Annotated in this window: 19 protein-coding genes, 1 tRNA gene and 1 pseudogene; 19 read left to right on the forward strand and 2 right to left on the reverse strand. The window is 63.7% G+C overall.

What is annotated here, in order from left to right:
• Positions 1-2 precede the first annotated feature (2 nt).
• From nuoG to HNH97_RS02850, 16 genes and pseudogenes are all read left to right on the forward strand, one after another.
• The gene (nuoG, locus tag HNH97_RS02775) at positions 3-2,069 is read left to right on the forward strand and encodes an NADH-quinone oxidoreductase subunit NuoG (RefSeq protein ID WP_171789786.1); all 2,067 of its coding nucleotides are present in this window, start codon (positions 3-5) and stop codon (positions 2,067-2,069) included.
• A gap of 6 nt (positions 2,070-2,075) precedes the next feature.
• Positions 2,076-3,098 carry an NADH-quinone oxidoreductase subunit NuoH gene (gene nuoH / locus HNH97_RS02780; RefSeq protein ID WP_110094248.1) on the forward strand — a complete coding sequence of 341 codons (1,023 nt, stop codon included), beginning with the start codon at positions 2,076-2,078 and terminating at the stop codon, positions 3,096-3,098.
• Positions 3,098-3,586 (forward strand): NADH-quinone oxidoreductase subunit NuoI, encoded by a 489-nt coding sequence (nuoI, locus tag HNH97_RS02785; protein WP_110912998.1) that lies wholly within the window; start codon positions 3,098-3,100, stop codon positions 3,584-3,586. The genes nuoH and nuoI overlap by 1 nt, the downstream gene beginning before the upstream one ends.
• A gap of 93 nt (positions 3,587-3,679) precedes the next feature.
• Positions 3,680-4,453, forward strand: a complete 774-nt coding sequence (locus HNH97_RS02790) for an NADH-quinone oxidoreductase subunit J (protein WP_171789787.1) — start codon at positions 3,680-3,682, stop codon at positions 4,451-4,453.
• On the forward strand, positions 4,446-4,769 hold the full coding sequence (nuoK, locus tag HNH97_RS02795; RefSeq protein WP_110094251.1) for an NADH-quinone oxidoreductase subunit NuoK: 324 nt from the start codon (positions 4,446-4,448) through the stop codon (positions 4,767-4,769). Before HNH97_RS02790 ends, nuoK begins: the two co-directional genes overlap by 8 nt.
• Before the next feature lie 7 nt (positions 4,770-4,776).
• Positions 4,777-6,717 (forward strand): NADH-quinone oxidoreductase subunit L, encoded by a 1,941-nt coding sequence (nuoL, locus tag HNH97_RS02800; RefSeq protein WP_171789788.1) that lies wholly within the window; start codon positions 4,777-4,779, stop codon positions 6,715-6,717.
• Between the two features lie 24 nt (positions 6,718-6,741).
• On the forward strand, positions 6,742-8,166 hold the full coding sequence (gene nuoN, locus HNH97_RS02805; protein ID WP_171789789.1) for an NADH-quinone oxidoreductase subunit NuoN: 1,425 nt from the start codon (positions 6,742-6,744) through the stop codon (positions 8,164-8,166).
• Positions 8,166-8,942 carry a biotin--[acetyl-CoA-carboxylase] ligase gene (locus HNH97_RS02810; protein ID WP_171789790.1) on the forward strand — a complete coding sequence of 259 codons (777 nt, stop codon included), beginning with the start codon at positions 8,166-8,168 and terminating at the stop codon, positions 8,940-8,942. Before nuoN ends, HNH97_RS02810 begins: the two co-directional genes overlap by 1 nt.
• 368 nt (positions 8,943-9,310) lie before the next feature.
• Entirely contained in the window at positions 9,311-10,954 is a 1,644-nt protein-coding gene (locus HNH97_RS02815) for a ribonuclease J (RefSeq protein ID WP_171789791.1), read from the forward strand.
• A gap of 338 nt (positions 10,955-11,292) precedes the next feature.
• Positions 11,293-12,612, forward strand: a complete 1,320-nt coding sequence (proS, locus tag HNH97_RS02820) for a proline--tRNA ligase (protein ID WP_110912992.1) — start codon at positions 11,293-11,295, stop codon at positions 12,610-12,612.
• 5 nt (positions 12,613-12,617) lie between these two features.
• Positions 12,618-13,865, forward strand: a complete 1,248-nt coding sequence (locus HNH97_RS02825) for a lipoprotein-releasing ABC transporter permease subunit (protein ID WP_171789792.1) — start codon at positions 12,618-12,620, stop codon at positions 13,863-13,865.
• Positions 13,858-14,562 (forward strand): ABC transporter ATP-binding protein, encoded by a 705-nt coding sequence (locus HNH97_RS02830; protein WP_110912990.1) that lies wholly within the window; start codon positions 13,858-13,860, stop codon positions 14,560-14,562. Before HNH97_RS02825 ends, HNH97_RS02830 begins: the two co-directional genes overlap by 8 nt.
• A 52-nt stretch (positions 14,563-14,614) precedes the next feature.
• Complete coding sequence (gene dnaE, locus HNH97_RS02835) at positions 14,615-18,046, forward strand: DNA polymerase III subunit alpha (RefSeq protein ID WP_171789793.1); 3,432 nt, start codon at positions 14,615-14,617, stop codon at positions 18,044-18,046.
• Between the two features lie 149 nt (positions 18,047-18,195).
• Positions 18,196-18,908 (forward strand): annotated as a pseudogene (locus tag HNH97_RS02840) (IS5 family transposase).
• Between the two features lie 246 nt (positions 18,909-19,154).
• Complete coding sequence (locus tag HNH97_RS02845) at positions 19,155-19,529, forward strand: hypothetical protein (protein ID WP_110912988.1); 375 nt, start codon at positions 19,155-19,157, stop codon at positions 19,527-19,529.
• Positions 19,530-19,725: 196 nt separating this feature from the next.
• The gene (locus HNH97_RS02850) at positions 19,726-20,514 is read left to right on the forward strand and encodes an MgtC/SapB family protein (RefSeq protein WP_110912987.1); all 789 of its coding nucleotides are present in this window, start codon (positions 19,726-19,728) and stop codon (positions 20,512-20,514) included.
• 78 nt (positions 20,515-20,592) lie between these two features.
• Here HNH97_RS02850 and HNH97_RS02855 read toward each other — a convergent pair whose 3' ends face one another.
• Both HNH97_RS02855 and HNH97_RS02860 read right to left on the reverse strand, forming a co-directional pair.
• On the reverse strand, positions 20,593-20,829 hold the full coding sequence (locus tag HNH97_RS02855) for a CsbD family protein (RefSeq protein ID WP_048859340.1): 237 nt from the start codon (positions 20,827-20,829) through the stop codon (positions 20,593-20,595).
• A 117-nt stretch (positions 20,830-20,946) separates the two neighbouring features.
• The gene (locus tag HNH97_RS02860; RefSeq protein ID WP_407716804.1) at positions 20,947-22,257 is read right to left on the reverse strand and encodes an MFS transporter; all 1,311 of its coding nucleotides are present in this window, start codon (positions 22,255-22,257) and stop codon (positions 20,947-20,949) included.
• 109 nt (positions 22,258-22,366) lie between these two features.
• Between HNH97_RS02860 and HNH97_RS02865 the strand changes: the two genes are divergently transcribed.
• The 3 genes from HNH97_RS02865 to HNH97_RS02875 all read left to right on the forward strand — a co-directional run bounded on the left by HNH97_RS02865 (position 22,367) and on the right by HNH97_RS02875 (position 23,467).
• Positions 22,367-22,735, forward strand: coding sequence for a tRNA-binding protein (locus HNH97_RS02865; protein WP_390669464.1), 369 nt, complete (start codon positions 22,367-22,369; stop codon positions 22,733-22,735).
• The gene (gene gpt, locus HNH97_RS02870; RefSeq protein ID WP_110912985.1) at positions 22,735-23,220 is read left to right on the forward strand and encodes a xanthine phosphoribosyltransferase; all 486 of its coding nucleotides are present in this window, start codon (positions 22,735-22,737) and stop codon (positions 23,218-23,220) included. The genes HNH97_RS02865 and gpt overlap by 1 nt, the downstream gene beginning before the upstream one ends.
• A 170-nt stretch (positions 23,221-23,390) precedes the next feature.
• Positions 23,391-23,467, forward strand: a tRNA-Pro gene (locus HNH97_RS02875).
• Positions 23,468-23,470 lie beyond the last annotated feature (3 nt).

Here is a 23,470-nt window from a genome sequence, read left to right on the forward strand (position 1 = left end):
ACATGGTGAAAGTAACCGTTGACGGCATCCCCGTCGAAGTGCCCGCAGGGTCCAGCGCGCTGCAGGCGTGCGAGGCGGCGGGCAAGGAAATCCCGCGCTTCTGCTTCCACGAACGCCTGTCGGTGGCGGGCAACTGCCGCATGTGCCTGGTGCAGGTGGTGCGCGCGCCCAAGCCCGTCGCGTCATGCGGGTTCCCGGTGGGCGAGGGGATGCAGATCCTGACCGACACGGAGGTCGTGCGCAAGGCGCGCCGCGCGGTCATGGAATTCCTGCTCATCAACCATCCGCTCGACTGCCCGATCTGCGATCAGGGCGGGGAATGCGACCTGCAGGACCAGGCCTTTGGCTATGGCGCGGACCATTCACGCTATCTCGAGAACAAACGCGCGGTGACGGACAAGTATCTTGGCCCGCTGGTCAAGACGGTCATGACGCGCTGCATCCAGTGTACGCGCTGCATCCGTTTCGCGACCGAGGTGGCGGGCGTGCCCGAACTCGGCGCCGTCTCGCGCGGCGAGAACATGGAAATCACCAATTACGTTGAAAAGGCCCTGACATCCGAACTGTCGGGTAACCTGATCGACATCTGCCCGGTGGGCGCGCTGACATCCAAGCCGTATGCCTTTACCGCCCGTCCGTGGGAACTCAAGCGCACGGATTCCATCGACGTGTGCGACGCGGTCGGCACCAACATCGTCATGCAGGCCCGTGGCGCCAGCGTGCTGCGCATCGTCCCGCGCACCAATGACGAGGTGAACGAGGAATGGCTGGCGGACAAGGGGCGCTTTGTGGTGGACGGCTTCCGCCACCGCCGCCTTGACCGGCCGTGGGTGCGCGTGCATGGCAAGCTGCAGCCCGCCTCGTGGCAGGATGTGTTCGTGGCGCTGGCGAAGCGTCTCAAGGGTGTTGCGGGCGAACGGATCGGTGCGATCGCGGGCGACCTGTGCGATGCCGAAAGCATGCTGGCGCTGAAGGACCTGATGGAAGCACTGGGTTCGACCAGCATCGACTGCCGGCAGGACGGGGCGGATTACGATCTGTCGCACCGTGACTTCTACACGTTCAATACCGGCATTGCCGGGATCGAGGAAGCCGATGCGCTGCTGATCATCGGCGCGATCCCCCGGCAGGAGGCACCGGTGCTCAACGCGCGCATCCGCAAGCGGTTCGTCAGTGCCGGGCGGGGCAAATTCCCGATCGCGATGATCGGCGCGCCGCAGGCTGACCCGACCTATGCGGTGGAAGTGCTGGGCGACGGGCCGGATGCGCTGGCGGACCTTGCGGCGGGGCGTTCCGCGTTCCTCGATGTGCTGAAAAAAGCCGAGAAGCCGATGATCATTGTCGGCCACGGCGCGCTGACACGGCCCGATGCGCGCGCGATCCTCAAGGGCGCGTGGGATCTGGCGGGACAGGTGGGGGCGCTGGATGCGCAGTGGCACGGCTTCAACGTGCTGCACACTGCCGCAAGTCGTGTCGCCGGTCTGGACATGGGCTTTGTCCCGGGCAAGGGCGGTCGTGATGTCGCGGGCATGCTCGATGACGGGGTGGAAATCCTGTGGCTGCTGGGGGCGGATGAATTCCCGGTCGATCGCATCGGCAACGACACGTTCGTCATCTATCAGGGGCACCATGGCGACGCGGGCGCCGCACGGGCGGATGTGATCCTGCCCGGCGCGCTGTATGCGGAAAAGCCGGGCACCTACGTCAATACCGAAGGCCGCGTGCAGCAGGCGTTCCGTTCGGTCATGCCGCCGGGCGACGCGCGCGAGGACTGGCGCATATTGCGGGCATTTTCCGAAGTGGTGGGCCACACGCTCCCCTATGACACGCTTGAGGCGCTGCGCGCGCGCCTGGCGCAGGTCAACCCGGTCTTCGCACGGCAGGGCCATCCCCGCTTTGCCCCGCCGCAGGGCGTCAGCCCCGATGGCGGCAAGGTGGCCATCGCCACGACGCCCTTCGTCCCGGTCATCGCGGATTATTACCAGACCAGTCCCATCTGTCGCGCCAGCCCGACGATGGAGACCTGTTCGCGGACCTATGTCCATCCCCCGGCCCAGGCAGCGGAGTAAGGTGAGGTGACGCATTTCTTTTTGCATACGCTTGTGGGGCAGGTCCTGCTGGTTGTCCTTGAAACGCTGGCCGTGCTTGTGCCGCTCCTGCTGGGGGTTGCGTACCTGACCCTTGCGGAGCGCAAGGTCATGGCCGCGATGCAGTTGCGCAAGGGGCCGAACGTCAACGGTCCGTTCGGCGTGCTGCAGGCATTCGCAGACGCCATCAAGATGCTGACGAAGGAGACGGTCATCCCGGCGGGTGCCAACCGGATGCTGTTCCTGTTCGCGCCGTTTCTGACGTTTTCCCTTGCGATGGTGGCATGGGCGGTCATCCCGACCGGCAACGGGCTTGCGGTGGCGGACATCAATGTCGGCGTGCTCTACCTGCTGGCGATCTCCTCGCTCGGGGTTTACGGCATCCTGATCGCGGGCTGGGCGTCCAATTCCAAATACGCGTTCCTTGGCGGCCTGCGTTCGGCGGCGCAGATGGTGTCGTATGAAGTCTCGATCGGGCTTGTCATTGTCTCCGTATTGCTTGCGGTTGGCAGCCTGAACCTCAATGACATCGTGCTGGCGCAGCGCCACGTCTGGTTCTGCCTGCCGATGTTCCCGATGTTCATCGTCTTCTTCATCTCGGCGCTGGCGGAAACCAACCGCGCGCCGTTCGACCTTCCCGAAGGGGAGAGCGAACTGGTCGCCGGGTTCTTCGTCGAATATTCCGCGCTGGCGTTCGGCCTCTTCTTCCTTGGTGAATATGCCAACATGTTCCTGATGTCGGGCATGATCAGCATCCTGTTCCTTGGCGGCTGGCTGCCGCCGCTGGCGATCGCGCCGCTGACATGGATCCCGGGGCCGCTGTGGCTGATCGCGAAGATCCTGTTCTGCCTGTTTGTCTTCATCTGGGTCCGCGCGACATTCCCGCGCTACCGCTATGACCAGTTGATGCGGCTGGGGTGGAAGGTGTTCCTGCCGTTCTCGCTGGCGTGGATGGTGCTGACGGCCGGTTTTCTGATGGTGACGGGCCTGCTGCCCGGAGGAGCAAGCTGATGGGAAATCTCAGCCGTACTGCCCGCTCGTTCCTGCTGAGCGAACTGGTTTCGGGCATGAGCGTGACACTCAGGGCGTTTTTCAAGCCCAAGGCGACGATCAACTACCCCTATGAAAAGGGGCCGCTGTCGCCGCGTTTCCGGGGCGAGCATGCGCTGCGCCGTTATCCCAACGGGGAGGAACGCTGCATCGCGTGCAAGCTGTGCGAGGCGACATGCCCGGCAGAGGCCATCACCATCGAGGCCGAGCCGCGTGACGACGGATCGCGTCGTACCACCCGGTACGACATCGACATGACGAAGTGCATCTATTGCGGGCTGTGCGAGGAAGCCTGTCCCGTGGATGCGATCGTTGAAGGCCCCAACTACGAATTCGCGACAGAGACGCGCGAAGAACTGATGTACAACAAGGACAAGCTGCTCGCCAATGGCGACCGCTGGGAAAGCGTTCTTGCGCGCCGGCTGGAGCTGGATGCGCCGTATCGTTGACGTGGCGGATCGCATGTCCCCCCGCCACCCGCGCGGTGGCAGGTGGACATGCGGGCAGCAGGAGGAAATATCCATGCGGCAGGAAGGTCACCCATGATGACCCAAATCGTCTTTTACATATTTGCGGCGGTCCTGGTTCTTTCTGCCTCGATGGTGGTCAGCGCCCGTAATCCCGTGCATTCGGTCCTGTTCCTGATACTGGCGTTTTTCAACGCGGCGGGGCTGTTCCTGATCGCGGGGGCCGAATTCCTCGCGATGATCCTGGTTATCGTCTATGTCGGCGCGGTCGCCGTGCTGTTCCTGTTCGTCGTCATGATGCTCGACATCCGTGTGGCGCAGGCGCGTGAGGGGTTGCAGCGTTATGCCCCGTTCGGCGCGGCGCTGGGCGGGGTGCTGCTGGCGGAACTGGTGCTGGCGTTCATGCACTGGCGCGTGGCGTCGAATATCGGCGATGTCGCGCACCTGGTGCCGTCAACGCCCACGCGTTCGAACACGGCGGCGATCGGGGATGTGCTTTATACGCACTACATCTTCCTGTTCCAGGCCTGTGCGCTCGTGCTGCTGGTGGCGATGATCGGGGCGATCGTGCTGACCCTGCGTGACCGGCCCACCGGACGGCGGCAGGACATCGAACGCCAGCATGAACGCCAGCCCGCGGATTCCATGGAAATGCTGTCCCTGCCGCTGGGCCGCAGCGTCGGCGCGATGGGCGGTTTCCTGCGCCCGCGCAGGTCCTATGACATTGCCGCCGTGCCGGGCACCTATGGCACGCAGGCCTATCGCGAGGAGGAGCGGGAGCTTGCGGAAGGCACCGCGCTTGTCGTGGTCGCGGATGTCACGAAAAACGAAAGTCGGGACAATGAATAGTGCAATCGCCACCATTGGCGTCACGCCATACCTTGTCATCAGCGCGATCCTGCTGGTCCTTGGCGTGTTCGGTATCTTCCTGAACCGCAAGAACGTCATCATCATCCTGATGTCGATCGAACTGATCCTGCTGTCGGCCAATATCAATTTCGTGGCGTTTTCAGCAGCGCTTGGCGACCTGTCGGGGCAGGTGTTCACGCTGTTCGTGCTGACCATCGCGGCGGCGGAATCCGCGATCGGCCTTGCCATCGTCACTGTCTATTTCCGTAATCGCGGCTCGATCGAGGTCGATCGCATTACGATGATGAAAGGGTGATCGGGTCATGCAAACGGCATCCTGCCTTTTTGAAATCGCGGTCTTCGCGCCGCTGGTCGGGTTCCTGACCGCCGGGATGGGGGGGCGCATCATCGGCGATGCCCTGTCGCAGGCGCTGACGATCATCCTGATGCTCATCGCCAGTGTCGCCGCCATCGGCGCGCTGCTGATCGAGGGGCAGGGCGGCATGGTGACCGCCCTTGTCCCCGTGGCCGACTGGATCCAGGCGGGCAATTTCCATGTTGCGTGGGGATTGCGCATGGATGCGCTGTCGGTCTCCATCGTCGCCATGGTGTGCGTGGTCTCCACGCTCGTGCATGTCTACAGCACGGGATACATGGCGCATGAGAGCATGCCGCGCTTCCGCTTCTTTTCCTACCTGTCGCTGTTTACGTTCGCGATGCTGATGCTGGTGACGTCGAACGACCTGATCCAGCTATTCTTCGGGTGGGAAGGCGTCGGCCTCGCCAGTTACCTGCTGATCGGATACTGGTACACGCGCCCGTCCGCCGCCGCCGCCGCGATCAAGGCCTTTGTCGTCAACCGCGTGGCGGACCTGTTCTTTCTGGTCGGCATTGCGCTGCTGTATGTCGAATTCGGCACCGTGACCTATGACGACATCTTTGCGATGGTGCCTGCGCACATGAATGATGTGTATCACCTGTTTGGCGCACACCGCGCCATCGAGGTGATCTGCATGCTGCTGTTCATCGGCGCGATGGGCAAGTCGGCGCAGCTATTCCTGCATACATGGCTGCCGGACGCGATGGAGGGGCCGACCCCGGTGTCCGCCCTGATCCATGCGGCGACGATGGTTACGGCGGGCGTGTTCCTGATGGCACGGATGTCGCCCGTGGTGGAATTCGCCCCGTTCACGCGTGACTTCATCATCCTGATCGGTGCGACGACCTGTTTCTTTGCCGCGACCGTGGGGCTGGTGCAGCCTGACATCAAGCGCACGATCGCCTATTCCACCTGTTCGCAGCTTGGCTACATGTTCGTGGCCGTTGGGGTGGGCGCGTACCAGGCGGCGATGTTCCACCTGACGACGCATGCGTTTTTCAAGGCGCTGCTGTTCCTTGGCGCGGGCTGCGTGATCCATGCCGTCCATGACGAGCAGGACATGTTCCGCATGGGTGGCCTGTGGCGCAAGATCCCGGTGACGTACGTGTGCATGTGGCTCGGCAGCCTTGCGCTGGCGGGGATCTTCCCCTTTGCGGGGTACTGGTCGAAGGATGCGATCCTCGATGCAGCATGGATGTCGCCCGCGACGATGGGCACCTATGGCTGGATCATGGGCTGCATCACCGCGTTCCTGACCGCACTGTATAGCTGGCGGCTGATCTTCCTCGTCTTCCATGGCAAGCCGCGCGATGCGCACCTGCATGAAGGCGCGCATGAAAGCCCGCTCTCCATGACCGGTCCGGTCATCCTGCTGGGCTTTGGCGCGGTCCTTGCCGGCATCCTGCTGGCGCCGCTTTATATCGGCAGGGGGCAGGTGGCGTTCTGGAACGGGGCGATCGCGAACGCGCCGGGCAATGACATCATGGACATGATGGAACACGCCCCGGCGTTCATCTCCCTCGTGCCCAGCATCGCCGCCGTGGGGGGCATTCTTGTCGCCTATGTCTGCTACATGCTGCGGCCTGAAATCCCGGCGGCGATGGCGCGTGCGCTGCGTCCGCTTTACCTGTTCCTGCTGAACAAATGGTATTTCGACGAACTGTATGACCTGATCTTCATCCGTCCGTACAGGGCGCTGGCACGCGTGTTGTGGAAGGATGTCGATGAAGGCGTAGTCGAGGGCATCCCCGAAGGGCTGGCCCGCATGACCGTGGCGTCGGCAGGGCAGGCGGTGAAGATCCAGACCGGTTCGATCGCGGTCTATGCCTTTACGATGCTGATCGGGCTGGTGGTGCTGCTGTCCACCATGCTGCTGACCCACTGAAGCCATGATGACGAGGGTGAACCTATGAACTGGACACTTGCTCTGCCTGAAATCGTGCTGGCGATATCGGGCCTCGCCATCCTGGTGTTCGGCGTGGTGCAGAAACGCGAAAATCCGTTTTTCTCCTGCTCCATGCTGGCGATGGCGGCATTTTTCATCACCGGCCTGCTGGTGTTCTTCACACCTGACGGGGTTGGGTACAACCATATTTTCGTCAATGACGACTTCGCGCGCTTCATGAAGGTCCTGTCGCTGTGTGGCGCGTTCCTCGCGACGATGATGACCGTGGGCTATGCCCGGGAAATGGAGGTCGCGAAGTTCGAATTCCCGGTGCTGATCCTGTTTTCCACGCTGGGCACGATGATGATGGCCTCGTCGGGCAACCTGATGACGCTGTTTGTCGGGCTGGAACTGTCGTCGCTTGCGATCTACATCCTGTGCGCCTTTGCCCGCGACCAGGTGCGCGCGGCGGAGGCGGGACTGAAATACTTCGTCCTTGGCTCGCTGGCGTCGGGGCTGCTGCTGTATGGCATCGCACTCGTCTATGGGTTTGCGGGCACGCTGGAATATGGCGGGCTGCAGACGGCGGTGGCGGGGACGGCCGCGCTGCCGACGGGGCTGATGATCGGCATCGTCTTCATGCTGGTCGGCCTGTCGTTCAAGCTGTCGGCGGTGCCGTTCCACATGTGGACGCCTGATGTGTACCAGGGGTCGCCGTCGTCGGTGACGGCGTATATGGCGGGTGCGCCGAAGATTGCGGCCTTTGCCGTGCTGCTGCGGGTGATGATCGGGCCGTTCGGCCACATGACGGAGCAGTGGCGGCTGCTGATCGAACTGGTGTCGGTGGCTTCCATGCTGTTCGGTTCCATCGCCGCGATCGCACAGACGGACATCAAGCGTCTGATGGCCTATTCCTCCATCGGGCATATGGGATACGCCATGATGGGCATGGCCGCCGCCACGCCGGAGGGCACGCGCGGGACGCTGGTCTACCTTGTGACCTACCTGTTCATGAATGTCGGTGCGTTCGCGGGGATTGTCGCGATGCGGCGCAAGGGCTTCGCCATGACGCGCATTTCCGACCTCGCCGGACTGGGCAGGACCGCGCCGGGCATGGCGGCCGCGATGGCCATCTTCATGTTCAGCATGGCGGGCGCGCCGCCGCTGGCTGGATTTTTCGGCAAATTGATGGTTTTCTATGCGGCCATCAACGCGCACCTCTATGCGCTGGCGGCCATCGGCGTCATCAGCAGCATCATCGGTGCCTATTATTATGTCCGGATTGTCAAGGTCATGTTCTTTGATACGGCGGCGGAAGCCTTCGACCGTCCTCCCGTTTCCCTGTCGTTCATCTCCGTGGGCATGGGTCTCGTGACCTGCCTGTTCATCGTGGCCCTGGGGCCGGTTTCGACCGCAGCCCAGGCGGCGGCGCAGGCGTTGCTGAGGTAATGCGTTCGATTTCTGATGTGACGGTTGTGGAGGTGCCACGGATCCATGCGGGTCCGTGGCATCTTGAAATTCATGGGGAACTGGGCTCTACATCCGACCTGTGCCTGGAGCGTGCGCGTGAAGGCGCGGCGGAGGGACTGGCCATCCTTGCGCTGAGACAGACGCGTGGACGGGGAAGCCGTGGGCGCGGATGGGTCGATCCGGGTGGGAACCTGTCGATGTCGGTCCTGCTGCGTCCGGGCCGGGACGCAACCCCGGTCGGGCTGTGGCCGTTCATCGCCGGACTGGCTTTTTACGATGCGCTGGCCCCATGGGTGGGGCAGGGACATGCGCTCAGCCTGAAATGGCCCAATGACCTGCTGCTCGACGGGCGCAAGGTCGCAGGCATCCTGATCGAGGCCGGGGGCGAGGGCGACGGGCGGTGGCTGTCACTGGGCATGGGGGCCAACCTGTGCGCGGCCCCGGTGATCGAGGGACGCGACCTTGCCTGCATGGCGGATGTCGGCCCCGCGCCGGAGGTGGGAAAGGTGGCGTCCGCCGTGCTGACGATGCTCGATGTCTGGATGGCGCGATATGCGCAGGACGGGTTCGACGCCATCCGCACGGCATGGCTGCATCGCGCCCATCCCGTCGGCACGCCGGTGCGTGTCGTCGCCGCCACGGGGACGGTGTGCGGGACGTTCGAGGGGATTGGCGGCGATGGACTGCTGCTGCTGCGCACGCCCGACGGGGTGCGGGCCATTTCCACCGGCGAGGTCCTGCTGGGCACGGCATGACGGGCCGTTGATCATCGTTGATGCCGGGGGAAGGCATAATGGTGAAGGCGGCATGGGAACGGCCGGAATTCATAATGCGTTTGAGCATGGGGGATTACATGTTAATCCCTTATACCCATATAGATGGGTAGAGTTCAGGTCATGCCGACCTGTGTCGAGCCCCCGGTCCTGCTGCTGCGCCGCCACAGGTGGCCATGACGGGGATGCGGGCGCGGCTTCGCAGGGGTGGATGATCGTGGCGCGAAAAGGCGCCGGACAGAAGGTTTTTGTCCCGGGGATACGGGACACGTTGGAACGGAATTCTGGTGGGGGGTGCGCCCCTGCCTGTCTGAAAATGGAAATATGAACAGTGTACAGAAGGGTATCATATGAATGACATGACCGCACTGGAATTTCTCCCGCTGGGGGGAACAGGCGAAATCGGGATGAACCTCAACCTCTACCGCCAGGGCGATGGCTGGCTGGCGGTGGACTGTGGCATCGGCTTCAGCGGCAATGACACGCCGGAGGCCGAGATCCTGCTGCCTGATCCGGTTTTCATCGCCGAACGCCGCAAGGATCTGGTCGGTCTGGTCATCACCCACGCGCATGAGGACCATCTGGGCGCCGTGGCCCACCTGTGGCCGCAACTGGGCTGCCCGGTCTATGCCACGCCGTTTGCCGCCGCCGTGCTGCGGCGCAAGCTGGGGGAGGCGCAACTGCTCCAGCAGGTGCCCATCCACACGATCCCGACCGGCGGCGCGTTCACCGTTGGCGAATTCGACCTGCGCTTCATCCCCGTCACCCATTCCGTGCCGGAGGCGCAGGCCCTTGTCCTGCGCACGCCGCAGGGGATCGTGATCCATACCGGCGACTGGAAATTCGACCCCCACCCGCTGGTGGGGCCGCCGACCGACATCGCCGCGTTCGAGGAACTGGGCCGCGAGGGCGTGCTGGCGATGGTGTGCGACAGCACCAACGTCCGCACCGAAGGCCCGTCCGCGTCCGAAGCCGATGTCCGCCGGGAGATGACGAAGCTGGTCGCGACGCTGGAGGGGCGGGTCGCGGTGACCTGTTTCGCCAGTAACGTCGCGCGCGTGGAAACGATTGCAAAGGCCGCGATCGCCGCCAACCGTGTCGTCGCCGTCGTGGGCCGTTCCCTGCGCAACCTTGAGGTCGCGGCGCGTGAGTGCGGCTACCTTTCGGACATTCCCCCGTTCCTGTCGGAGCAGGAGGCCAACTCCGTCCCCGACAACCAGCTCCTGCTGATCGTGACCGGCAGCCAGGGGGAACCGCGTTCCGCCCTGTCGCGCATCGCGGTGGACACGCATCCCAACATCTCGCTGGGCGAGGGGGATAACGTCATCTACAGCAGCCGCATGATTCCGGGAAACGAGCAGGCGGTCATCCAGGTGCAGGACAACCTGACGCGGCGCGGGATCAACGTGATTACCGACCGTGACCATCTGGTGCACGTGTCGGGCCATGCGACAGGGGGCGACGTGCGCCGCCTGTATGAAATGGTGAAGCCGAAATACCTTGTCCCCGTGCATGGCGAATGGCGTCACCTGACGGCCAACGCCGCGATCGCGCAGGAACTCGACATCACGCCGGTCCTGCTGGAAGACGGCGACATCCTGAACATGAAGGATGCCTCCTTCGACGTGGTCGATACCGCGCCGACGGGGCGGCTTGTCCTTGATGGCGGGCGCCTGCTGCAGATGAATGGCGGCGTGCTGTCGGCGCGCCGGCGCATGCTGTTCAACGGCGTTGTGCTGGGCAGTTTCGCGGTGGACGAGGAAGGCTACCTGATCGGTGACCCGAAGGTCAGCGCACCGGGCCTGCTGGATGCCGAAGACCCCGAGACCGCGCGCGTGACGGAAGAATTCGGCAATGCGCTGGATGAAATCCCTGATGAACTGCGTGAAAATGACGTCACGTTCCGCGATGCGGCCAAGACGGCGCTGCGTCGCGCGCTGGGGCGCAAGCTGCAGAAGCGCCCGCTGGTGGATGTGCACCTGCTGCGGGTCTGATCCCCTTGCATCCCGCCGCGCCTTGCGTGGCGGTGAATTTGAAATGGCAGGAGACAGCGCACCGTCTCCTGCCATTTCTTTTTTATAGGACGTTTTTCCCTAAACCCGGCGGCGTTTTCGACACTCGGATCGTGGCGGTAATGTAGACATGGGCGGCGGGGCGTGTCACCTGCCTCACGCGGATGTTGAACGGCCGGGAGCAGCGTTTCCGATCACGCTTGGGTGTGGTGGTGCAACCTGCCGCCATGGGGCGTGCATATGCCCCATTCCACGCCCGGTCTTATTGGGTTACGGTTCGCGCCGTCTGGATCGGTTCTGAATATAAGGTTGATACGCACATGCGTCTGTCCCGCAGCTTTCTTCCCACACTCAAGGAAAACCCCGCAGAGGCGCAGATCACCTCGCACCGCCTCATGCTGCGGGCTGGCCTGATCCGCCAGACTTCCGCCGGGATCTATGCGTGGCTGCCAGCGGGGCTGAAGGTCCTGCGCAACATCGCCAACATCGTGCGCGCCGAACAGGACGCCATCGGGGCGCAGGAAATGCTGATGCCCACGCTGCAGTCCTCCGAACTGTGGAAGCGTTCGGGCCGCTATGACGCCTATGGCCCGGAAATGCTGCGTATCCGTGACCGCCACGAACGCGACCTGCTGTACGGACCGACGAACGAGGAAATGGTGACCGACCTGTTCGGGCAGGTGGTCAAGTCCTATCGCGAACTGCCGCAGGTGCTGTACCATGTGCAGTGGAAATTCCGTGACGAGGTGCGCCCCCGTTTCGGCGTGATGCGCGGGCGCGAGTTCTATATGAAGGACGCCTACAGCTTCGACGTGGATTATGACGCGGCGGTGGATTCCTATCGCCGCATGATGCTGGCCTATTTGCGCACGTTCCAGCGCCTTGGTGTGAAGGCGATCCCGATGGTGGCCGACACCGGGCCGATCGGCGGTGAACTCAGCCACGAATTCCTTGTCCTTGCGCCGACGGGCGAAAGCGGCGTGTTCTTCGACGGCGCGTTCGAGGAGCAGGACTGGCTCTCCGAAGCGGTGGATATCTCCAGCCGTGAGTCACTGGCGAAATTCTTCGCGCGCATGACCTCGTTCTATGCCGCGACGGACGAAAAGCATGACGAGGCACAGTGGGCGAAGGTACCCCCCGAACGCCGTCGCGAAGGACGCGGGATCGAGGTGGGGCACATCTTCCACTTTGGCCGTAAATACACGGAATCGATGGATATTTCCGTCAGCGGTCCCGATGGCGCGCCCCTGTTCCCCGAAATGGGGTCGTATGGCATCGGCGTCTCGCGCCTTGTCGCAGCCATCATCGAGGCCAGCCATGACGAGCAGGGCATCATCTGGCCGCAGACGGTCGCACCCTTTGCTGCCGTCATCATCAACCTCAAGAACGGGGATGCGCAGTGTGACGAAATCTGCGAACGCCTCTATGCCGCAGCCCCCGAACACCTGCTGTATGACGACCGTGCGGAGCGTGCGGGCGTGAAGTTCGCGGATGCCGACCTGATGGGTCATCCGTGGCAGGTGATCGTCGGCCCGCGCGGTGCGAAGGCCGGGGTCGTGGAAGTGAAGAACCGCGCAAGTGGCGAGCGCAGCGAACTGCCGGTTGACGCGGTGCTGGCGCATATCGGCGTGGGTGCCTGATCCGCATGTTCGGCCCCTTTGAACGTGCCGTCGCCGGGCGTTACCTGCATGCCCGGCGGGGGGAGCGGTTCGTCTCCGTCATCGCGATCTTCTCGCTTGTGGGCATCGCGCTGGGTGTTGCGACGCTGATTATCGTCATGTCGGTCATGAACGGTTTCAAGGCCGACCTGCTGGGGCGGATACTGGGGCTGAACGGTGATCTCAGCGTCTATGGCGTGTCGCGCACGATCACCGACTATGACACGCTGGCGGGGCGGATCCGCAAGGTGGCCGGGGTCGAGGCCGCCAATCCCCTGATCGAGGCGCAGGTGCTCCTCAATTCCGGGGGCTACAACGCGGGCGGCCTTGTGCGCGGGATGACGCAGGACGACCTGCGGGGGCTGAAGGAAATCAGCAATTCTCTCGTGGCGGGATCGCTGGATGAGTTCGGGTCGGACGACACCATTGTCGTCGGCACGACGCTGGCGGAACGCGCGGGCCTGACCGTGGGGGCGCGCCTGACACTGGTGTCGCCCAACGGGGCGGCGACGGCGTTTGGCACCATGCCACGGGTCCGCGCCTATCGCGTGATCGCGATTTTCGATGCGGGCGTGAATGACTATAACGCCAGCTATGTCTTCCTGCCGCTGCATGCGGCGCAGGTCTATTTCCAGATGCCGCACCAGGTGACGCAGATCCAGGTCATGACCCGTGACGCGGAAAATGTCGGCCCGATCCGCACCAGCATCGAGCAGGCGCTTGGCGGCACGCCGGTGCGCGTCATGGACTGGACACAGAGCAACAATGCCTTCTTCGGCGCGGTGCAGGTGGAACAGAATGTCATGTTCCTGATCCTGACGCTGATCATCCTTGTCGCGGCGTTCAACGTGATCTCCTCGCTCATCATGATGGTCAAGGACAAGACCGCCGACATCGCCGTGCTGCGCACCATTGGCGCGACGCGCGGGGCGATCATGCGCATCTTCCTGATGTGCGGGGCGTCGGTGGGGGTGACGGGCACCATCGCGGGCACGGTGCTGGGGATTGTCTTCTGCCTCAACATCGAACGCATCCGCCAGGGGTTGCAGAAGATCACCGGCACGGACCTGTTCAATGCGGAGGTATACTATCTTGAACACCTGCCGGCGAAGCTGGTCTGGTCGCAGGTGTTCGAGGTGATCGCGATGGCGCTGGTGCTGTCGCTGCTGGCGACGCTGTATCCGTCATGGCGCGCGGCGCGCACCGACCCGGTGGAGGCCCTGCGCCATGAATGACCACACCACGCCGCCGCTGCAGCTTGAGCAGGTCAGCCGTTCCTACCGCAGCGGGGAGGAGACGCTGCGCGTGCTTGATGGCGCGGACCTCGTGCTGCATCCCGGCGAGATCGTTGCCCTTGTCGCCCCCTCGGGCACGGGCAAATCCACGCTCCTGCACCTTGCCGGGCTTCTGGAACATCCCGATGCGGGCCGCGTGGTGATCGACGGGGTCGATGCCGGGCGGCTCAATGATGCGCAGCGCACGGAAATCCGGCGCGACCGCATTGGATTCGTCTATCAGTTCCATCACCTGCTGGCGGAATTCACGGCGCGGGAGAACGTCATCCTGCCGCAGATGATCGCGGGTGTGTCGCGCCGCCATGCACGCGCGCGCGCCGATGAACTGCTGGGCGCGTTCGGGCTGTCGCACCGGCTGGACCACCTGCCGGGCAAGCTGTCGGGGGGGGAGAAGCAGCGCGTGGCCATTGCGCGCGCGCTGGCGAACCGCCCGCGCATCCTGCTGGCGGATGAACCGACGGGCAACCTTGATGTGCAGACCTCGGACACGGTGTTCGATGCGCTGATCGCGATGGTGCGTGACCATGGGGTCGCGGCCCTGATCGCCACGCACAACATGGACCTTGCGGTGCGCATGGACCGTATCGTGACCCTGCGTGACGGGCGCCTGCTGGAGGTCGTGCCCACCGACGCCTGAGCGGGTGGATAGAGCGTTGCCGCGTACCTGCGCGCTGCGATAGGATGCGGCCATGTCCCATGCCGATTTCATCCACCTGCGTGTCCACTCCGCCTATTCGCTGAGCCAGGGGGCGATCCGCGTTCCCGAAATCGTCAGCCTTGCGCATGAAATGCGCATGCCCGGTGTCGCGATCACCGATACGGGCAACATGTTCGGCGCGCTGGAATTCTCGCAATACTGCTCCAAGAAGGGGATCCAGCCGATCATCGGCTGCCAGATCGCGCTGCCCGCGCGCTCCGACAAGCCGGGCAGCCCGGCGGAACCGATGGTCCTGCTGGCGCGCAACGAAACCGGCCTGATGAACCTGCAGTACCTGTCCTCGGCCGGGTTCCTGCAGCATGAAACCGATGAACCGACGGTGCCGCTCGACCTTCTGTGCGAACGCGCCGACGGGCTGTTCCTGATGACCGGCGGCACGCGCGGGCCGCTGTTCCGCATGCTGGCCGAAGGGCTGGAGGCCGACGCCGCCCGCCTGCTGGCGCGGCTGCACGCGGCCTTCGGGCGGTATATGGCGGTGGAACTGCATCGCCACGGCCTTGCCGCCGAACGTGCGGTGGAACCGGGGATGATCGCGCTGGCCGATCGCATGGGCATCGCGCTGGTGGCGACGAACGAGTGCTTCTTCCCCCGTCCCGACATGTACGAGGCGCATGACGCCCTGCTGTGCATCGCGCAGGGGCGCACCATGGCCGAGCAGGACCGCTGGCGCGTGACGCCCGAACACTGGTTCAAGCCGCCGCACATGATGCGTGAACTGTTCGCGGACCTGCCGGAGGCCTGCGACAACACGCTGGAGATCGCGCGCCTGTGCGCCGTCAAGGTGGAGACGCGCAAGCCGCTGCTGCCGGTCTGCCCCAAGGTGGCGCCGGGTGCGACGGAGGAGGAGACCCTGCGTGGCATGGCGCGCGACGGGCTGGAACGTCGGCTTGCGCGCATGAATGTCGATGATGAGACACGCCGGATTTATGAAGAACGGCTGGCCTTTGAACTCGACATCATCGCCCGCATGGGCTTCCCCGGCTATTTCATGATCGTTGCCGACTTCATCCAGTGGGCGAAGGCGCATGACATCCCGGTCGGGCCGGGGCGTGGTTCGGGTGCGGGGTCGCTGGCCGCATGGGCGCTGACGATTACCGATATCGACCCGATCCCGTTCAACCTGCTGTTCGAACGTTTCCTCAACCCCGAACGCGTGTCGATGCCTGACTTCGATATCGATTTCTGCCAGGACCGGCGTGACGAGGTCATCCGCTACGTCCGGCAGGAATATGGCCCCGACCGTGTGGCGCAGATCATCACGTTCGGAAAGTTGCAGGCCCGCGCGGCGGTGCGCGACGTCGGGCGCGTGCTGGGCCTGTCGTTCGGCATGGTCAACAAGGTCGCCGAACTGATCCCCAACAACCCGGCCAAGCCGGTCACGCTGAAACAGGCGATCGATGGGGAGCCGCGCCTTCAGGAAATGCGCGACAGCGACGAGACCCTGCGCCGCCTGATGGAAATCGCCCTGCAGCTTGAGGGCCTGTTCCGCCACGCCAGCACCCATGCCGCCGGTGTCGTGATCGGGGACCGCGAACTCGTCGAACTCGTGCCGCTGTATCGCGACCCCAAGAGCGACATGCTGGTGACGCAGTACAACATGAAGTTCGTGGAACAGGCGGGCCTGGTCAAGTTCGACTTCCTTGGCCTGACGACACTGACGATCCTGCAGCGCGCGGTGCAGTTCCTTGAGCCGCTTGGCGTAAGCGTGGACCTCGCGGCACTGCCGCTTGATGACAAGCTGACCTATGACATGCTGGCGCGTGGCGATACCGGCGGCGTGTTCCAGTTCGAAGGCGCGGGCATGCGCGACGTGCTCAAGCAGATGCGCCCGACGCGGCTGGAGGACCTGATTGCGGCGGTGGCGTTGTACCGACCGGGTCCAATGGCCAACATCCCCGATTACTGCCGGCGCAAGCATGGCGAGCCGTGGGAACCCCCGCACGAGGAAATCCGCGATATCCTGTCCGAGACCTATGGCATCATGGTCTATCAGGAACAGGTGATGCAGATCGCGCAGAAGATGGCGGGCTACAGCCTTGGCGGCGCGGACCTGCTGCGGCGCGCGATGGGCAAGAAGATCCGTGCGGAAATGGACAAGCAGCGCGTGATCTTCACCGAAGGGGCGACCAAGCGCGGCATCGACCATGACAAGGCGGTCGAGGTCTTTGACCTGATGGCCAAATTTGCCGACTATGGCTTTAACAAATCCCATGCGGCGGCCTATGCGCTGGTGTCGTACCAGACGGCGTGGATGAAGGCGAACCATCCGGTGGCCTTCCTTGCCGCGTGCATGTCGCTGGCGCGGGAAAAGACCGAAAAGCTTGCCGCCCTGCGGCAGGAGGCGGAGCGCCTGGGCATCAAGGTCCTGCCGCCCGACATCAATGCCTCTGGCGCGGATTTCACGGTGGAAAAGCTGCCGGACGGGGAATATGGCATCCGCTACGCCCTTGCGGCGGTCAAGAAGGTCGGGCTGAGCGCGATGCAGGCGCTTGTCGCCGTGCGGGGGGATCGTCCGTTTGCCGACATGGCGGACATTGCCGCGCGCATCGACCCTCGCAATGTCAACAAGATGCAGTTGGAAAACCTGGCGCGCGCGGGGGCGTTCGACACGATCCTGCCCAACCGGGCGCAGGCCTGTGCCTCGGCCGAGACGGTGCTGCGCCGCGCACAGTCCCATGCGCAGGAAGCGGCCAGCGGGCAGATCGGCCTGTTTGGCGGCGGTGGGGGCGGCGCGCCCACGCGGGAGACGCTGCGCCTGCCATCGGTTCCGGACTGGCCCGAATTCGATCGCCTGAACATGGAGGCCGACGCCATCGGGTTCCACCTGACGGCGCACCCGCTGGATTCCTATGGCCCGCTGATGCGGCGTCTGGGTGTTGTGAAATCCACCGGGCTGGAGGCTGCTGCTGCGGCGGGCATTACGCGGGTGAAGATTGCGGGATGCGTGGTTGACCGCAAGGAACGGCCCACGCGCACCGGCAACAAGATGGCGTGGGTGCGCCTGTCGGACGCCAGCGGCGGGTGCGAGGTCACGTTCTTTTCCGAAGTCCTGTCACGCTCGCGCGAAATCCTCAGCGCGGGGAACGCGGTTGTCGTGACGGCGGACCTGCGCCTTGATGGGGAGGCGTTGCGCATTACCGCGTCCGATGTGATGGAGCTTGAACAGGCCGCCGCCGATGCCGCCGCGGAACTGCGGATCTGGTTTGACCGTGCGGACGCCATCGCACCGATCCGCGACATCCTGCAGGGACATAGCGGGGGGCGCGGGCGCATCATCCTGCTGCCTTCGGTCGCGGAAACGCGCGATGTGGAGGTGACACTTGGCGAACGCTACCGCGTGACGCCGCGTATCGCGCAGATGATCAAGTCGATCGAGGGCGTGGGCCGGGTCGAACAGTTTTAAGGCAGTGTTCGGGCGCCGCCTTTTTCAAAAGGCGGCGTTCTCTCGAAGCTTTTTGGGGCCTGTTGGGAATTATGCTTTTTTCAAGCATCTGCATATGATTCAAAGCCTGTATGGATCGCTTCGTACTGACAGACGCCCAATGGGCGAAAATGGAACCGCTGTGCCTTGGCAAGAAAACAGATCGCGGGCGCAGCGGGCAGGACAACCGTCTTTTCATCGAGGCAGTCTTATGGATTGCCCGGACCGGCAGCCCATGGCGGGATCTTCCGGCGTATTTCGGACATTGGAACTCAGTCTATTCCCGTTACAGCGACTGGATGAAAGCCGGTGTTTTCAAACGGCTTTTTGAAGCGGTTTCTGACGATGCCGACATGGAACATGCGATGATCGACGGCACGGTGGTCCGGGTTCACCGCCATGGCCAGGGCGCAAAAGGGGGACCCGAAACCAGGCGATAGGGCGCAGTGTGACGGGATGGTCCACCAAGATCGTCGCCATGACTGACGCCCTGGGCAATCTGGTCCGCTTTACGCTTATCCCCGGCCAGCATTACGACACGGTCGGGGTCGCGCCTCTTCTCAAACCCGCGGATTTCAAGGGTATTCTTGCCGACAAGGCATTCGATGTGCACTGGATCGTGGACACCATACGCGCGCAAGGGGCCTGCGTGGTCATTCCCCAGCGCAAAAACCGCCTCGACAGACGCCCGTTCGATGGAGCCATGTTCAAGGCACGCCACCTCATCGAGAACTTTTTCTGCAAGCTCAAGGAGTTCAAGCGTATCGCCATGAGGAGCGACAAGACCGACAGATCATTCGCAGCGATGATTTATCTCACCGCAGCAATCATCAATTCACGTTAATTCCCAACAGACCCTGAAAAAAGCTTCACCAAAAACTTTATTCTGTTTTCAGTGAAAATCGACCGACAATTTATTCCTGTTACGAACAAAAGTTTTTTGGTTCTTTTTTCAAAAAAGAACAGAACCTCTCCACACTCATCCGCCACACCACGCGGGAGCGTGAACGCCCCATCGGGAAACTCCCGTCCGGGACGTGGCGTTGCGCACAGGTCATCCGATGTAATTCCCAGAAAGGGGAGACACTCAATGACTGAATCGAATTTCTTTACCCGTGCCGGCGATTTCCTGACGGGGGCGACCGGGGACCAGTCCGGCCTGATTACCGTATTGAACGAAATACTCGGCCCCATCACGCGCAAAGACCAGCCAACGCGGCTGGAGGCACGGTCGCGCACCCCTGAAATCATGGACATGGTGTCGCACTGGCAGGTGCAGGACAGGCCCGGCCCCACGACCGAGGCCGTGATCCATTCCCTGTTTTCCCCCGAGGAAATCAGGAGATTTTCGGACGAGACCGGCCTGTCCGCCCCGGCGGCAATGGAAATCCTGAAGGATATCGTGCCGCTATGCGCCCGTGATCGCAAGAAAAGGCAGCTACGGGTGCCTGACGAGGCCCGGTAAAGGCCCCGGAGGGGAGGGGGAGATGAAAATCCCGCCTGTATATCTGGTGTTTCTGCCATGGCTTGCCCCCATTCCCATTGCTGCCGTGGGAATGGGATGGAGCATGGAATAAAGGTGCGCCATCATGGCGGACATGTCCCGATACAGGCAGGCAATGCCATGCGTTGGATATTTATAGCCTGGTGCTGATGTTTTCATGATCATGACGCATGCGGCGGGGGAGGGGTGGACCCAGTTGGGGGAACTCGGCCTTGCTTTCGTGCTGTCGGGACTGGTGGGGCTGGAGCGCGAGATCCGCCAGAAAAGCGCGGGCCTGCGGACCTATACACTGGTTGGCGTGGCGGCGGCGCTGTTCATGCTGGTGTCCAAATACGGCTTTAACAACGTGCTGGAAAACGGACGCGTCATCCTTGACCCGTCGCGTGTCGCGGCACAGGTCGTCTCGGGCATTGGCTTCATCGGTGGCGGTGTGATCTTCATGCGCCGCAATGTGGTGCGTGGCCTGACCACGGCGGCTTCGGTCTGGCTGACGGCGGCACTGGGCATGGCGTGCGGGGCGGGGCTGCTGGCGCTGGCGATCGCCACGACCGTGGGGCATTTCATCATCATGTTCATATTCCCGCGCCTGTTGCGCCATATCCCGCATGAACATCTGGCCACCACGAATGTCAGCGTCACCTACGTCGATGGAAGGGGCGTGCTGCGCCATATCCTGGTGGAATGTACCCGCCTGCGCTTCGGGGTCGATCATGTGCGCATCGAACGCGACGATACCTTTGCCACCGCGCGCGAGGCCGTGCAGGACCAGGCGGATTATGAGGGGACCGATATCGGAATCCCCGCCGCGGCCTCCGCACCGCGGCGGCAGGTGCGCCTGTCGATGCAGGTCAGTGGGAGCGAGCAGGTGTCGCGTCTGGTGGCCGCCCTGTCGGAACTGCCCGGTATCGTGGCCGTGGGCACGCTGGAGGACGGGCAACTGGACTGAAAAGAAGGGGGAGGGGACATGAAAAAGCCCCGGCATGCGGATGCGATGCCGGGGCCAGGGTAAGGGGAAAGCCAAGCGTTACTGGAAGCGGATCAGGTGGGCGCGCCGGTCCCGCCCGAGATCATAGGCACCACCCTGTTCCAGGATGGCCTGATGGATGCGGTCCACCCGTTCGGTGTGGCGGCGGCCGCGACGTTTCTGCGCAATGCCCCGTGCCTGGAGGTTCCTGCTGCCGGCAGCACGTCCAATTTCGTGTTTAAGCTGCCCCATCAGAATGTTCGTCTTTGCAAAGAGCATGTCCGTGAACTGATACATGTCACTCTCTCCTTGATGGTGGCCGCACTTTAATGGGCGTCCACCATGAGATGAGCATAATGCATCCCTGATATGCAATAAAAAACATACTCGCAGGACGTGTAGTTTTGTTGCGCCTCAGCCCGCGTGGATATCGTCAAGCCGGTCGAGGCGGCGCAGTCCCGGGAACATCCGCATCCACAGCAGGGTCACGACGATGGTGCCCGCCCCACCCAGCGCCACGGCCTCCACCGGGCCGACGAGGGAGGCGAGCATCCCGCTTTCGAATTCCCCCAACTGGTTGGACGACCCGATGAACAGCATGTTGACGGCGGATACCCGCCCACGCATGGAATCGGGGGTGCGCAACTGCACCAGTGCCCCGCGCACGACCACGCTGATGACATCCGCCGCCCCAAGGACCGCAAGCGCCAGGACGGAGAGCGGCATGGAGGTGGAAAAGGCGAAGACGATGGTCGCCACGCCGAATGTCGCCACGGCGGCGAACATGCACGCGCCCGCACGGTGGTTGAGCGGCTTCCACACAAAGAACAGGGCGCACCCGACCGCGCCAATGGCCGGGGCGGCCCGCAGCAGGCCCAGTCCGGTCGGCCCGGCATGCAGGATGTCGCTGGCATAGACCGGCAGCATGGCCGTCGCCCCCCCAAGCAGCACGGCGAACAGGTCCAGCGAGATTGCGCCCAGCATGTCGGGACGCTGGCGCATGAACCGCCACACCTCCGCGAACATGGAGACCGAAAGTGGCTGGCGCGCCCGCGCCATGTTGCGCAGCGGCAGCAGGAACGTGCCCACCATGGCGGCCCCGAAGCCCAGCGCGCAGACGAGGTAGCACATGCCGGCCCCCACCCCGTACAGCAGTCCCCCCACCGACGGGCCGGTGACGGCCGCCGCCTGGAACAGCGACGACGACACCGCCGCCGCGCGCGGGAACATGTGCGGCGGCACGATGGAGGGCAGGAAGGTCTGCTGGCACGGCATTTCGAACGCCCGCGCCGCGCCGAACACCATGACCATGGCATAGATCATGGCCGGCGTCGTCCATCCCCCGAACGCGGCAATGGCCATGACCAGCGCGGATATGGCCTCGATCGTCTGGCAGGTCATGGCGATGCGGCGGCGGTTCATGTGGTCCGCCGCGTGCCCGGCCACCATGGTCAGGCAGATCATGGGCAGGAACTGCGCCAGTCCCAAGAAGGCGAGGGCGCGCGCGCTGTGGGTCAGGGCATAGATCTGCCACCCCACGGCCACCGCCTGCACGCAGGAGGAAAAGGAGGATGATGTCCGCGCCATCAGGAACGCCAGAAGTCCCGGATGCTGGACAAGCCTGCCCGCCGGTGTGGCGTCGGCGGCGGGGGGGGCGTCCCCATCGGCACCGGCCTGTGGTGCGGTACCGGCCGGTGTGGTGGGAAAATTCTTCGATCGCGTCATGATGCCTTACGCTATAGCAGCCAGGGGGGCGAATTCGACACGAATTCCCTATCGAAAAGGAATGATCGCAGGTTTACAAGATGACGCGAACACAGGCAGAAACATTCCCATGACAGACCTTGCGCAGCCCCCCGTAATGGACGCTTCCGCCAGTGGCGGGATGGACGGGCACCTCGACATCCGGGTTGGCACGATACTGGAGGCCAGCCCGCTTCCGGATACGTATCGTGACACCTACCGGCTGCGAATCGATTTCGGGCCGCATCTTGGCGCGCGTACGTCGGCCGTGCGGGTCAATCACCGCTATACGCCATCACGGCTGGCGGGGCGGCAGGTCTGTGCGATTGTCAATGTGCCGCCGCGCCAGATCGGGCCTTTCCGCAGCGAGGTCCTGACCCTGAGCATGCGTGACCAGAAAGGGGAGGCCGTACTGATCCGTCCGGACAGCCGCGTCCCCGACGGAGGAAAACTGTTCTGATGGCAACCAGTTATGCGACTGTTACGTGGGACCAGCTTCATCGCGATGCCCGCCAGCTTGCGGCGGAGCTTATGCCGCGCGGTCCGTTCAGGGGGATCGTGGCGATTACGCGCGGTGGCCTGATCCCGGCTGCGATCATCGCGCGGGAACTGGACTGCCGCCTGATCGAGACGGTCTCCGTCGTGACCTATGATGAGGAAAAGCAGGGCGAGGCCACCGTCATCAAGCGGCCCGAGGCGGCGGGCGATGGCGAAGGGTTCCTGATCATCGACGACCTGGTCGATTCCGGCGTCACGGCGCAGGTCGTGCGCGGATTGCTGCCCAAGGCGCTGTTCGCGTGCCTGTACGCGAAACCGGCGGGGCGTGCGCTGACGGACATGTTCGTGGTGGAGGTGCCGCAGGAAACCTGGGTGCTGTTCCCGTGGGATACGGCGCCGCTGTTCATCCCGCCGCTGGCGCGCAGGGACGACACGCCCCGGTCCTGACGCATCGGGCGCGCAGGCGGGGCCCGTTCGTGGCGTTCACGGGAATGCGTTGTCACGGCAGCGTCTTTTCCCGGCCGGGCGGGTTGTCATGAGGGCACCTGAAGCGATATTTTTTTCAATAAGGTGCTTGCCAGCGCGTCCAATGACACATAGCTTCCCCCACATGGTGACGGGGCGTGGCGCAGCCTGGTAGCGCGCGTGTTTTGGGTACACGAGGCCCCCGGTTCGAGTCCGGGCGCCCCGACCACCA

Origin of the sequence: Gluconacetobacter entanii, from assembly GCF_013155425.1 — a bacterium.
In the GTDB taxonomy this organism is placed as follows: domain Bacteria; phylum Pseudomonadota; class Alphaproteobacteria; order Acetobacterales; family Acetobacteraceae; genus Novacetimonas; species Novacetimonas entanii.